The organism is Streptomyces azureus, assembly GCF_001270025.1.
In the GTDB taxonomy this organism is placed as follows: domain Bacteria; phylum Actinomycetota; class Actinomycetes; order Streptomycetales; family Streptomycetaceae; genus Streptomyces; species Streptomyces azureus.
This window is the reverse complement of the sequence record NZ_DF968331.1, coordinates 1-12,744: the sequence shown is the minus strand read 5'-3', so window position 1 is coordinate 12,744 and position 12,744 is coordinate 1. Positions and strand designations below refer to the sequence as shown.

The following is a 12,744-nucleotide window of genomic DNA, read 5'->3' as shown; positions in this document are numbered from 1 at the left end:
CGGTGCCCTCGGGCAGGGTGTCGCCGTCACCGAGGCGCACGGTGATGCCGAGCGCCTCCAGCTCGGCGGCCTGCGCCTGCGCGCGCTCGTCGGCGCCGTCGTTGACGGCCGTGACGATCGCGCCGAGGCCGTGCAGCACCTTGGCCGCCGGGAGGCCGGAGACGCCGAGCCCGGCGACGGTGACGTGCTTGCCCTTGAGCTCCGAAGACACCGAGGAGGTCACTTGTCCGCTGCCCATCCTGCGTAGAAGAGGCCCAATCCGACGATCACACAAATGCCCTGAATGATCCAGAAGCGGACCACGACGAGCACTTCGGACCAGCCCTTGAGTTCGAAGTGGTGCTGGAGTGGCGCCATCCGGAAGACGCGCTTCCCGGTGAGGCGGAAGGAGCCGACCTGGATCACCACGGACATGGTGATCAGGACGAAGAGGCCGCCGAGGATGGCGAGCAGCAGCTCGGTGCGGGAGCAGATCGCGAGGCCGGCGAGCACACCGCCGAGCGCGAGCGAACCGGTGTCACCCATGAAGATCTTGGCCGGCGAGGTGTTCCACCACAGGAAGCCCAGGCAGGCGCCCATCAGCGCGGAGGCGACCACCGCGAGATCGAGGGGATCCCGCACCTCGTAACACGCGCCCGGGTTGGTCAGCGTCTGTGCGTTGGCGCAGGACTCCTGGAACTGCCAGACGCCGATGAAGGTGTAGGCGCCGAAGACGAGCACCGAGGCGCCGGTGGCCAGACCGTCCAGACCGTCGGTGAGGTTCACGCCGTTCGACATCGCGAGGATCATGAACAGCGCCCAGACCACGAACAGCACGGGGCCGATCGTCCAGCCGAAGTCCGTGATGAACGACAGCTTCGTGGACGCCGGGGTGTTGCCGCGGTTGTCCGCGAACTGGAGCGAGAGCACCGCGAAGGCGATGCCGACGATCAGCTGGCCGGCCATCTTCGCCTTGGCCCGCAGACCCAGCGAACGCCGCTTGACGATCTTGATGTAGTCGTCGAGGAAGCCGACCAGCCCCATGCCGACCATCAGACCGAGAACCAGCAGACCCGAGAAGGTCGGCGCCGCGTCGGCCTCCGGGTCCAGATAGCCCGTGATCATCTTGGCCAGGAAGTACGCGGCGACCGTCGCGAAGATGAAGGCGATACCGCCCATGGTCGGCGTACCGCGCTTGCTGGCGTGCTCGCGCGGGCCGTCGTCGCGGATGTACTGACCGTAGCCCTTGCGCGCGAGCAGCTTGATCAGCAGCGGGGTGCCGACCAGGGTCAGGAAGAGGCCAATGACTCCTGCGAACAGGATCTGCTTCATCATCGGGCGGAAACCTCACCCTCGGCACCGGACTCGAGCAGCGCCTGCGCCACGCTCTCGAGGCCGACCGAACGGGACGCCTTCACGAGTACGACGTCCCCCGGGCGCAACTCGCTGCGCAACAGGTCGACCGCCGCCTGTGCGTCGGACACGTGCACCGACTCCTCACCCCACGAACCCTCGTTATATGCGCCCAGTTGCAGCCAGGCGGCTTCCCTGCCACCGACCGCGACGAGCTTGCTGACGTTGAGCCGGACGGCGAGCCGTCCGACCGCGTCGTGCTCGGCGAGAGCCTCGTCCCCGAGCTCGGCCATCTTGCCGAGCACCGCCCACGTACGACGCCCCTTGCCGATCGCCGCGAGCGCGCGCAGAGCGGCTCGCATGGACTCGGGGTTCGCGTTGTAGGCGTCGTTGACGACCGTCACGCCGTCCGGGCGCTCGGTGACCTCCATCCGCCAGCGGGAGAGGGAGCCCGCATCGGAGAGCGCGACGGCGATCTCGTCTGCGGACATGCCCAACTCGTGGGCGACGGCGGCCGCGGCGAGCGCGTTCGACACGTGGTGCTCACCGTACAGGCGCATGGTCACATCGCTTGCACCGGAGGGTGTGTGAAGCCTGAACGCGGGCTGTCCGGTGTCCGTGAGTCGCACGTTCTCGGCGCGAACGTCCGCTTCGTCGGACTCTCCGAAAAAGATCACCTTCGCCTTCGTACGGGAGGCCATGGCCCGCACGTAGGGGTCGTCCGCGTTGAGGACGGCCGTCCCGTCCTCCGGGAGGGACTCGACGAGTTCGCCCTTGGCCTGTGCGATCTGCTCGCGGCCGCCGAACTCGCCGATGTGGGCGCTGCCGACGTTCAGGACGAGGCCGATCTTCGGGGGCGTGAGACCGGTGAGGTAGGAGATGTGCCCGATGCCGCGGGCGCCCATCTCCAGGACGAGGAACCGGGTCTCCTCGGTGGCGCTGAGCGCGGTCAGCGGCAGCCCGATCTCGTTGTTGAGCGAGCCGGGCGTGAAGACCGTCGGCGCCTTGCGCTGGAGCACCTGCGCGATCAGGTCCTTGGTGCTGGTCTTGCCCGCCGAGCCGGTGAGGGCGACGAGGGTGGCACCCAGACGTCGTACGACGTGCCGCGCGAGGGCGCCGAGCGCGGCCTGCACGTCGTCCACGACGATCGCGGGCACGCCGACGGGCCGGGTGCCGAGCACGGCCACCGCTCCCGCCTCGACGACCGCGGCCGCGAAGTCGTGGCCGTCCACGCGCTCACCGGCGAAGGCGACGAACAGGCTGCCCGGCCCCGCCTCGCGGGAGTCCCGGACGACCGGGCCGGTGACCTGGACGGTCGGATCCGGTATGTCGTGCGTCTGCCCGCCGACGACTTCTGCGATCTCGGCGAGGGAGAGGGCGATCACAAGTTCATCCCCTGGATCATGCGGGATTTCATCCCTGGGTCTTCTGAATGGCTTCGCGAAGCACCTGGCGGTCGTCGAAGGGACGGACCACCCCGGCGATGTCCTGGCCCTGCTCGTGGCCCTTGCCCGCGACCAGTACGGTGTCGCCGGGCTCGGCACGGGCGACGGCGGCGGCGATCGCGGCGGCCCGGTCCTCGAAGACCGCCACTTCGCCGCGCTCGTGCGCGGGCACGGAGGCCGCGCCCTGGAGCATCGTGGCGAGGATCGCGAGGGGGTCCTCGCCACGGGGGTTGTCGGAGGTCAGTACGGCGGTGTCGGCGAGCCGCGCCGCGGCGGCGCCCATCGGCTCCCGCTTGGTCCTGTCCCGGTCCCCGCCACAGCCGAGGACGATGTGCAGCTTGCCCTCGGTGACCTTGCGCAGGGCGCGCAGCACCGACTCGACGGCGTCGGTCTTGTGCGCGTAGTCCACGACCGCGAGGTAGGGCTGTCCGGCGTCCACGCGCTCCAGGCGGCCAGGCACACCGGGCACGGCGGCGACGCCGTCGGCGGCGGCCTGCGGGTCGAGCCCGGCGACGGCGAGGGCGACGATCGCGGCGAGGGTGTTGGCCACGTTGAAGGGGCCCGGCAGCGGCGACTTCGCGCTGATCCGCTCGCCCTTGGGCCCGATGGCGGTGAACGTCGAGTCCAGCCGGCCGATCTCGACGCCCTCGGCGCGCCAGTCGGCGTCGGGGTGGCCCTCGGCGGAATAGGTGACGACCGGGACGGTGGCCTCCTTGGCCAGCCTGCGGCCGTACTCGTCGTCGACGTTGACCACGCCGAGCTTGCTGCGTTTCGGGGTGAACAGCTGCGCCTTCGCCTGGAAGTAGTCCTCCATGTCGGAGTGGAACTCCATGTGTTCCGGGCTGAGGTTGGTGAAGACGCCGATGTCGAAGACGCAGCCGTCGACGCGGCCGAGGACCAGGGCGTGGCTGGAGACCTCCATGGCGACCGCCTCGACGCCGCGCTCGCGCATGACGGCGAACAGGGCCTGCAGGTCGGTGGCTTCGGGGGTGGTGCGCTCGGACTTGATGCGCTCGTCGCCGATGCGCATCTCGACCGTGCCGATCAGGCCGGTGGACCTGACGGTCTTCAGGCCGCCCTCGACGAGGTAGGCGGTGGTGGTCTTGCCGGAGGTGCCGGTGATGCCGATCTGGAGCAGGTCCAGGCCGGGGTGGCCGTAGATCGTGGCGGCCAGCTCGCCCATCCGGGCGCGCGGGTCGTCGACGACCAGGACCGGCAGCCCGGAGGCCGCGGCGCGCTCGGCGCCGGTGGGGTCCGTCAGCACGGCCGCCGCGCCGAGGCTCGCGGCCTGGTCGACGAAGTCGGCGCCGTGCAGGCGGGCGCCCGGGAGGGCGGCGTACAGGTCGCCGGGGCGCACGGCTCGCGAGTCGTGGGTGATGCCCGTGACGTCGGCGGCGCCCTCCGGCGCGGGAGCACCCAGCTGTCCGGCCAGTTCCGCGAGGGGTGTGGCGGAGACCTGCGCCGGCCTGGGCGGCCCGGGGTATGTCACGGGATGGCCCTTCTGGGTGGTTTGGGACTGATCAGCGTGTGGCACGGCGGTGAGCGTACCGGGCGTACCCGCCTCCGGGCGAAGTGAGGGGCGGGGGCTGCTCTGGTTCCCCGGGTCCGGGGTGATCGTTGTCACGAGGTGGTTCCTGGTTGGTTCCGTGCCGACCGGGGCTTGCGGCCGGTCAGCGCTTGAAGGTGACCGGGAGCTTCGCCGGCTTGGCCCCGGTCGGCGGGACCTGGAGGGACTTCAGTGCGAACTCCATGACCTGCTTGTAGACGGGGCCGCAGATCTGGCCGCCGAAGTAGTTGCCCTTGGTGGCGTTCTGGATGGCGCAGTAGACGGTGACGCGGGGCTTGTCGGCGGGCGCGAATCCGGCGAACGACGACGTGTAGCCCTTGTACATGCCGGTGGCCGGATCCACGCGGTTGGCCGTGCCCGTCTTGCCCGCGACGCGGTAGCCGGGGATACGCGCCTTGGTGCCGGTGCCCTCCTCGTCGTCCACGACCGACTCCAGCATCTGGGCGAGGGTCTTCGCCGTCTTGGCGCTGACGACCCGGGTCTTCTCGGGCTTGGGGGCCGGGGTGAAGCGGCCGTCGGGGCCCTTGGTGCCGCGTACGAGCGTGGGTTCGACGCGGACACCGCCGTTGGCGATGGTCGAGTACACGGACGCCGCCTGCATGGCGTTGATGGAGACGCCCTGGCCGAAAGGAATCGTGTACTGCTGCGAGGTCGACCACTTGTCGGGCGGGGCGAGGATGCCCTTGGTCTCGCCTGGAAAGTCGAGGCCGGTGTACCTGCCGAGGCCGAACTTGCGCAGGTAGTCGTAGAGGACCTTGTTGGACTGGGCCTGGGTCCTGCCGAGTTGCCCGGTGGCGAGGATGGTGCCGATGTTGCTGGACTTGGCGAGGACGCCGTTGAGCGTCAGGTACCAGGTCGGGTGGTTCACGTCGTCCTTGAAGAGCCGGTCGCCGCGGTGCAGCCGGTTGGGCACGACGACGTGGGTCATCGGGGTGGCGGCGCCCTCCTGGAGGACGGCCGCCATCGACATGACCTTGGCGGTGGAGCCGGGTTCGAAGGCGTCCTGGAGGGCCGCGTTGCCGAGGGCGGCCGAGTCCGCGTCGGACAGGTCGTTCGGGTCGAATCCGGGTGAGTTGGCCATGGCCAGGATCTGGCCGGTGCGGGTGTCCTGGACGATGACGTAGCCGCGGTCGGCCGCGGACTCCTTCACCTGGTCGCTGATGGCCTTCTGGGCGGCCCACTGGATGTCGCGGTCGATGGTGAGCTCGACGTCGCTGCCGGGCACGGCGGGTGTCTCGGTGGAACCCGCGGTGGGGACGAGCCGGCCGCCGGACTGGGCGTAGCGGATCTTGCCGTCCTTGCCGGCCAGCTGCTTGTTCAGCTGGAGCTCGATGCCGCCGCCGGGCTTGCCCTCGCCGTTGACCCAGCCCAGTATCCCGGCGGCCAGGTCGCCGTTGGGGTACACGCGCTTGCTGGTGGCGACGGAGAAGACGCCCGCAAGGACGTTGTGCGCGGACTTGTCCGTCTGCTCCTTCTTCGCGAGCGCGGCCTTCAGGTCCTTGATCTGCTTCCAGACCTGCGGGGTCTGGCGGGAGGCCAGCTTGACGTACCGCAGCGCCTTGTTCTTCGGCCGCAGTTTCTTGACCAGGGTCTCCTGCTCCTGGCCCAGGATCGGCGCGAGCAGCGCGGCCGCCTGCTCGGGCCCGTCGCCGATCTTCAGCTGGTCGGGGGCGAACATCGTGGGGTCGGCCGTGATGTCGTAGGCGTCCTCACTGGTCGCCAGGGCCACACCGGACCGGTCGGTGATCTCCCCTCGGTCCGCGGCCAGCACCTGCCCGACGTACCTGTTCTGCTCGGCCTTGGCGGCATACGTGCTCGCGTCGACCGCCTGCACCTGGAACAGCCGCACGACGAAGGCGATCAGCACCAGCGTCAGCGCGAGCCCGACCAGACGCAGCCGGGGGCGGGGGCTGCCCAGCCGGAGGGGCTTGGGCGCTGCCGACCGGGCCGGGGCCGGGCGGCGGGCCGGACGGGCACCGGAGCCCGGGCGGCGCCGGGCGTCGGGGCGAGCGGACCTGGCGGGGCCGGGCACGCGGCGGCGCGGGGGTTGCCTGTCGGTCACTTCCGTCACCTGCCGGGGGTCGGGGCGGACTGGGGACTGCCCGACGCGATGACGCTCGGACGCGGGCCGGGACGGCACCCGGCACAGCCGGCAGCGGTCGGCGACGGACGCTCCACCGCACGCCACCCGCCGCGGCCGCCTCGGGCCCCGGGACCAGCAGCCCCGGCGGGGCCGGGCACGCGGCGGCGCAGGGGTTGCCTGTCGGTCACTTCCGTCACCTGCCGGAGGTCGGGGCGGACTGGGGACTGCCCGACGCGATGACGCACGGACGCGGGCCGGGGCGGCACCCGGCACAGCGAGCGACGGGCAGCGGTCGACGACGCCCGAGACGACGGCCGCTCCGCCGCCGCAGGGCACGCGCCGCGGCCGCCCCGGGCCCCGGGACCGGCGGCCCCGGCGGGGCCGGGCACATGGCAGTGCGGCGACTTCCCGGCGGACACCTCCGTCACCCCGCCGAGAGCCCGGTCGGCCGCGCACCGAGAAGCGGAAGCCGCCCCGGGGGCCCGGCGAACGCCGGGGCCAGGGGGGCAGGCGGGCCGGGCGAGGCCCGGTACGCGGCGGCACCGGGGATCCCTGTCGGTCACTTCCGTCACCTGCCGGAGGTTGAGGTGGGGCCGTTGGGCATGGCCTCGGGGGCCAGGACCAGGGGGATGTGGGCGGAGGTCTGCCGGACGCCGGGGGCGGGGCTCGGGACGCCCTTGACGGTGCCGTCGGGGGCGAGGAAGGCGGGGTCGCCGCCGGGGACCATGCCGAGTTCGCGGGCGCGGCGCTGGAGGGCCTCGGGAGCGGAGTAGGCGTCGACGTCCCGCTGGAGGGCCTGTTCCTCGTCGGTGAGGCTCTTGGTCTCGCGCTGGAGGTCGTCCAGCTTGAACGCGCCTTCGCTGAGAGCCGAGTTCAGCACCAGGAGGCCGATGAGACCACCGCCGAGGAGGAGAACCACCAGGAGGACGAAGGGGGTGCGGGCCGCCTGCCCGGGGCCGGTCGGGAAGAGCTGCGCCAGACGTGCCGCCCTCCCCTTCAGTTCGGGTTTACTGCTCACTCACGCTCCCTCGGGTCCGGGACACCCGCCCGCCCTGCACGTGGCTCACTCGACGTCCTCCCTGATGCGCTGGGCACCGCGCAGCCGCGCCGGTGCCGCCCGCCGGTTCTCGGCGATCTCCTCCTCGGTGGGGAGTTCGGCACCGCGCGTGAGCAGCTTGAGCCGCGGCTGGTAGCGCTCGGGCACGACGGGCAGCCCGGGCGGCGCCGTGGTGGCGGCACCCGCCGCGAACACCTGCTTCACGAGCCGGTCCTCCAGCGAGTGGTACGACAGCACGGCGATCCGCCCGCCCACGTCCAGCGCCTTCACGGCTGCCGGGATCGCCCGCTCCAGGACGGCGAGCTCGCCGTTGACCTCGATGCGCAGGGCCTGGAAGGTGCGCTTGGCCGGGTTGCCGCCGGTGCGCTTGGCGGCCTGCGGCAGCGCGTCCCGGATCAGTTCGACCAGCCGCGCGCTGGTGCTGAACGGCTCCCTCTCGCGCTCGCGCACGATCGCGGACACGATCCGCTTCGCCTGCTTCTCCTCGCCGTACGCCCGGAGGATGCGCACCAGCTCACCCGGCGGGTACGTGTTGAGGACCTCGGCGGCGCTGACCCCGGACGTCTGGTCCATGCGCATGTCGAGCGGGGCGTCCTGGGCGTAGGCGAAGCCGCGGTCGGCCTCGTCGAGTTGCATGGAGGAGACCCCGAGGTCGAACAACACGCCCTGGACGCGCGCGATGCCGAGCCTGTGCAGCACCTCGGGGAGCTCGTCGTACACGGCGTGGACGAGGTTGGCGCGCTCCCCGTAGGGCGCGAGGCGCTCGCCGGACAGGCGCAGGGCCTCCTTGTCGCGGTCCAGTGCGACGAGGCGGATCCCGGGGAACCTCTCCAGGAGCGCCTCGCTGTGGCCGCCGAGGCCGAGGGTGCAGTCGACGACCACCGGCTCCGGCCCCTCCAGCGCGGGTGCCAGCAGGTCCAGGCACCGCTGGAGCATCACCGGGACGTGTCGACTCTGTCCCTCCCGTCGCCCACCACCGCCCTCATTCGAATGCGCTTCGCGCCCCATTGATCCTGGGCCCTCTCAAGTCCGGCGCGCGGCCGTACGCACCGCCGGGTCCCCGCCCGCTCGTGAAGGGGAGGCCTGCCGGCGCCGGAAGCGTCAGCCGACCGGGAGCGGGAGGAGGCCGAGCCGTACGTACGCGCCGCGCACGTGGGGAGATCTCCGGTCGTCGCCGGGGTCTCCGGGGTGAACAGTCCAGCGGGGAGAGTCTCGCCTCCCGCTTCGCGTCACTTTAGTCCACCCTGTCTCCCGGTCAATCAACCGGCCTGCGCGTCGCGACCGGCGGCCCGCCACCCTTGTGGGTTACCTCACAACCCCGCCTCGCTGACATTCTTTGTCCAGTCTCACAAGAGGCCTGGACCGGGTGTGACCAGTAACGTCATGGGTTATGACGACTTCTGCATCGGTTCCCACAGCCTCGGAGAGCGCCGGCGGCGGCACGGTCACCGACCGCCTCGTCGACGCCAACGCCCGGTACGCCGCCGCCTTCACCGACCCGGGGATGGACGCCCGGCCCGTGCTGCACGTCGCCGTCGTGGCCTGCATGGACGCCCGCCTCGACCTGCACGCGGCGCTCGGTCTCGAACTCGGTGACTGCCACACGATCCGCAACGCGGGCGGCGTCGTCACCGACGACGTGATCCGCTCCCTCACCATCAGCCAGCGCAAGCTGGGGACGCGCAGCGTCGTCCTCATCCACCACACCGGCTGTGGCCTGGAGAGCCTCACCGAGGACTTCCGCACCGAACTGGAGGCCGAGGTCGGCCAGCGCCCGGCGTGGGCGGTGGAGTCCTTCCGGGACGTCGACCAGGACGTACGGCAGTCGATGCAGCGCGTGCGCACGTCGCCGTTCCTGCCGCACACGGACGACGTGCGGGGGTTTGTCTTCGACGTGAAGACCGGCCTGCTGCGGGAGATCGATCCCGCCTCCTGACCTGGCCGCCCACTCCGGGCACAACCTGCTGTAGCTGTCGAAAACCTATCAGTCACGCGTTCGAATGGCCGCAAGACCGACATATCGCGGCCAGTTATCCACAGTCGAGTGACACGAATCGGTAACGGCAGCAAGAATGCGGGAGTGGCGTCACGCGGAACCTTTCACGTGTGGTGTCCGTGGTTCGGGGTGGGCCGGCCTGCGTCATGTGGCGTCGGCCCGGGAAAATGGGGTATCCCGTGCTCCCTGGGAGCAAGGGAAAGGCCGAGGAGGGCCGGGTGACGACCTATGACGATCGAGCGAGCCTCACTGATCTGACCGCCGTGGTGGAACGCGTGCGGGAGTCGGTGGAAGGCGTGATCGAGGGCAAGCCCGAGGTCGTACGGCTCTCGCTGACCGTACTGCTCGCCGAGGGACATCTGCTGATCGAGGACGTCCCGGGCGTCGGCAAGACGATGCTCGCCAAGGCACTGGCGCGGTCCATCGACTGCTCGGTGCGACGCATCCAGTTCACGCCCGACCTGCTGCCCTCGGACATCACCGGTGTGTCCATCTGGGACCAGCAGCGCCGCGACTTCGAGTTCAAGCCGGGCGCGATCTTCGCGCAGGTCGTGATCGGCGACGAGATCAACCGCGCCTCGCCCAAGACGCAGTCCGCGCTCCTGGAGTCCATGGAGGAGCGCCAGGTCACCATCGACGGCAAGACCTACGAGCTGCCCAGCCCCTTCATGGTGGTGGCGACGCAGAACCCGGTCGAGATGGAGGGCACCTACCCGCTGCCGGAGGCGCAGCGCGACCGCTTCATGGCCCGGGTCTCGGTCGGCTACCCGAGCGCCGAGGCCGAGCTCCAGATGCTGGACGTGCACGGCGGCGTCTCTCCGCTGGAGGACCTCCAGCCCGTGGCCCACGCGCACGAGATCCTCAAGCTGATCGAGGCGGTGCGCGGCGTCCATGTCGCCGAGCCGGTCCGGCGCTACGCGGTCGACCTGGTCGGCGCCACGCGCACGCACCCCGACCTGAGACTGGGCGCCTCCCCGCGCGCGACGCTGCACCTGCTGCGCGCGGCGAAGGCGTCCGCGGCCCTGAGCGGCCGGGAGTACGCGCTGCCGGACGACGTGCAGGCACTTGCCGTCGCCGTCCTGGCCCACCGTCTGCTGCCCACCGCCCAGGCCCAGCTCAACCGCCGCTCTGCCGAGCAGGTCGTCGAGGAGATCCTTCAGCGCACCCCGGTGCCGGCGACGCCGCAGCAGAGCGGCTTCGGCGGCCTCGGCCGGGGCGTGCCGGTGTATCCCCAGCAGCCGCCGCGGAGGCTGTGATGACCACCGCGGGGGCGGGGCAGGCGGAGGCCGACCGGGGCGAGAAAGGCGGCATCCGCAGCGCTCTGGCCGGTCTGACCACCCGCGGACGCTCCTTCCTGGCCGCCGGCGTCGCGGCCGCCGTCTGTTCGTACGTGCTCGGGCAGAGCGACCTGCTGCGCGTGGGCCTGCTGCTGGCGGTGCTGCCGCTGGTGTGCACGACGGTGCTGTACCGCACGCGCTACCGGGTCGCGGGCAGCCGCCGCCTCTCCCCCGCGCGCGTGCCGGCCGGCAGCGAGGCCCGGGTCCACCTGCGGATGGACAACGTCTCGCGGCTGCCCACGGGGCTGCTGATGCTCCAGGACCGGGTGCCGTACGTGCTCGGCCCCCGGCCCCGTTTCGTGCTCGACCGGGTGGAGGCGGGCGGCCGGCGCGAGGTGTCCTACCGAGTCCGCTCCGACCTGCGCGGCCGCTACCCCCTGGGCCCGCTCCAGCTGCGCCTGACCGACCCGTTCGGCATGTGCGAGCTGACCCGGTCCTTCTCGACGTACGACACCCTGACGGTGATCCCGCGCGTGGAGCCGCTGGCGCCGGTGCGCCTCAGCGGTGAGGCGAAGGGGTACGGCGACGGGCGGCAGCGTTCGCTCGCGCTGGCCGGCGAGGACGACGTGATTCCGCGCGGGTACCGCTACGGCGACGACCTGCGCCGTGTGCACTGGCGCTCCACCGCCCGCTACGGCGAGCTGATGGTGCGCCGCGAGGAGCAGCCGCAGCGCGCCCGCTGCACGGTGCTGCTCGACACCCGGGGCATCGCCTACCAGGGCGCGGGGCCGGACTCGGCCTTCGAGTGGGCCGTGTCGGGCGCGGCGTCCGTGCTGGTGCACATGCTCGAACGGGGCTTCTCGGTACGGCTGTTGACGGACACCGGCAACGCGGTGCCCGGCGAGGGCGGTGACGGCTTCGCGGGCGCGAACCAGGAGTCGGCGGACGCGGCCGGGCTGATGATGGACACCCTCGCGGTGATCGACCACTCCGACGGCGCGGGCCTGTCCCGTGCCTACGACGTGCTGCGCGGCGGGAACGAGGGGCTGCTGGTGGCCTTCCTCGGCGACCTGGACGAGGAGCAGGCCGCCGTGCTGGGCCGGATGCGGCAGCGCAGCCCGGGCGCGGTCGCCTTCGTGCTGGACAGCGACACCTGGGTGCGGGAACCGAGCGACGTGCCCGGTCCGTTGGACGGGAGCGGGGAGCGGCTGCGCATGCTGCGCGAGGCCGGCTGGACGGCCCTCGGCGTACCGCGGGGTGCCTCCGTGGACGAGCTGTGGCGGCAGGCCGACCGGGAGCGCAGGGGGATGGCCGCCGCGGGCGGCGGGGAGGGACCGTGATGAGCGGGCGGGTACGACTGACGCTGGGGGCGTGGGCGGCCACGCTGATGGCCGCGTGCGCCCTGCTGCCCCTCGTCAAGCCGGCGACCTGGATCGTGCAGGCGGCCTTCCTGCTGGCCGTGCAGGCGGGCGTGGGTGCCGCGGCCCGCAGGGTGCCGCTGGCGCGCCCGCTGACGGTGGCGGCACAGGCCGTGGTCACGGTGCTGATGCTGACGTTCGTGTTCACCCGTGAGCAGGCCCTCGCCGGGCTGGTGCCCGGGCCGGACGCCCTCGACCGCTTCGCGCTCCTGCTCCGGCAGGGCGGGGACGACATCGCGCGGTACGCGATCCCGGCGCCCCTGGAGTCCGACGGCATCCGGCTGATGCTCATCGGCGGTGTCCTGATCATCGGGCTGCTGGTGGACACCCTCGCGGTGACCTTCCGCAGCGCCGCCCCGGCCGGTCTGCCGCTGCTCGCGCTGTACTCGGTGGCCGCGGGGCTGTCCGACGGGGGCACGGACTGGCTGTGGTTCCTGGTCGCGGCAGCGGGCTATCTGATGCTGCTCCTGGCCGAGGGCCGGGACCGGCTCTCCCAGTGGGGCCGGGTCTTCGGCGGGGCCTCGCGCACGGCCGGAGGGGAACCGAGCGGCGCGGCCGCCCCGGTCCGC

General features: G+C 71.9%; 10 protein-coding genes and 1 pseudogene. 4 read left to right on the top strand and 7 right to left on the bottom strand.

The window, feature by feature from the left end; translation table 11 throughout:
• From murD to rsmH, 7 genes and pseudogenes are all read right to left on the bottom strand, one after another.
• A pseudogene (murD, locus tag AOQ53_RS24775) lies at positions 1-211 on the bottom strand (UDP-N-acetylmuramoyl-L-alanine--D-glutamate ligase); the annotation flags it as partial.
• 8 nt (positions 212-219) lie between these two features.
• Positions 220-1,311: a phospho-N-acetylmuramoyl-pentapeptide-transferase gene (mraY, locus tag AOQ53_RS24770; RefSeq protein WP_059420541.1), complete on the bottom strand. Its 1,092-nt coding sequence runs from the start codon at positions 1,309-1,311 to the stop codon at positions 220-222.
• The gene (locus tag AOQ53_RS24765) at positions 1,311-2,717 is read right to left on the bottom strand and encodes a UDP-N-acetylmuramoyl-tripeptide--D-alanyl-D-alanine ligase (protein ID WP_059420539.1); all 1,407 of its coding nucleotides are present in this window, start codon (positions 2,715-2,717) and stop codon (positions 1,311-1,313) included. The genes mraY and AOQ53_RS24765 overlap by 1 nt, the downstream gene beginning before the upstream one ends.
• A gap of 28 nt (positions 2,718-2,745) precedes the next feature.
• Complete coding sequence (locus AOQ53_RS24760; protein WP_059420538.1) at positions 2,746-4,266, bottom strand: UDP-N-acetylmuramoyl-L-alanyl-D-glutamate--2,6-diaminopimelate ligase; 1,521 nt, start codon at positions 4,264-4,266, stop codon at positions 2,746-2,748.
• 181 nt (positions 4,267-4,447) lie between these two features.
• Positions 4,448-6,406 (bottom strand): peptidoglycan D,D-transpeptidase FtsI family protein, encoded by a 1,959-nt coding sequence (locus AOQ53_RS24755; protein ID WP_330219369.1) that lies wholly within the window; start codon positions 6,404-6,406, stop codon positions 4,448-4,450.
• A gap of 589 nt (positions 6,407-6,995) precedes the next feature.
• Complete coding sequence (locus AOQ53_RS24750) at positions 6,996-7,445, bottom strand: septum formation initiator family protein (RefSeq protein WP_059420535.1); 450 nt, start codon at positions 7,443-7,445, stop codon at positions 6,996-6,998.
• A 45-nt stretch (positions 7,446-7,490) separates the two neighbouring features.
• Entirely contained in the window at positions 7,491-8,492 is a 1,002-nt protein-coding gene (gene rsmH / locus AOQ53_RS24745) for a 16S rRNA (cytosine(1402)-N(4))-methyltransferase RsmH (RefSeq protein ID WP_174523339.1), read from the bottom strand.
• Positions 8,493-8,874: 382 nt separating this feature from the next.
• On the opposite strand from rsmH, the gene AOQ53_RS24740 reads away from it, so the two are divergent.
• The 4 genes from AOQ53_RS24740 to AOQ53_RS24725 form a co-directional block, all read left to right on the top strand.
• A complete protein-coding gene (locus tag AOQ53_RS24740) occupies positions 8,875-9,420 on the top strand; it encodes a beta-class carbonic anhydrase (protein ID WP_059420532.1) in 546 nt (181 codons plus the stop codon).
• A gap of 278 nt (positions 9,421-9,698) precedes the next feature.
• A complete protein-coding gene (locus AOQ53_RS24735; RefSeq protein ID WP_059420531.1) occupies positions 9,699-10,736 on the top strand; it encodes an AAA family ATPase in 1,038 nt (345 codons plus the stop codon).
• Positions 10,736-12,097 (top strand): DUF58 domain-containing protein, encoded by a 1,362-nt coding sequence (locus tag AOQ53_RS24730; RefSeq protein WP_059420530.1) that lies wholly within the window; start codon positions 10,736-10,738, stop codon positions 12,095-12,097. The genes AOQ53_RS24735 and AOQ53_RS24730 overlap by 1 nt, the downstream gene beginning before the upstream one ends.
• Positions 12,097-12,744, top strand: a 648-nt coding sequence (locus AOQ53_RS24725; RefSeq protein ID WP_236711808.1) for a DUF3488 domain-containing protein, incomplete at its 3' end; no start/stop codon positions are given. The genes AOQ53_RS24730 and AOQ53_RS24725, both read left to right, overlap by 1 nt.

Coding starts and splice junctions, on each gene's coding strand:
- mraY (WP_059420541.1), bottom strand. CDS start 1,311: ATGAAGCAGATCCTGTTCGCAGGAGTCATTGGCCTCTTCCTGACCCTG.
- rsmH (WP_174523339.1), bottom strand. CDS start 8,492: ATGGGGCGCGAAGCGCATTCGAATGAGGGCGGTGGTGGGCGACGGGAG.
- AOQ53_RS24740 (WP_059420532.1), top strand. CDS start 8,875: ATGACGACTTCTGCATCGGTTCCCACAGCCTCGGAGAGCGCCGGCGGC.
- AOQ53_RS24730 (WP_059420530.1), top strand. CDS start 10,736: ATGACCACCGCGGGGGCGGGGCAGGCGGAGGCCGACCGGGGCGAGAAA.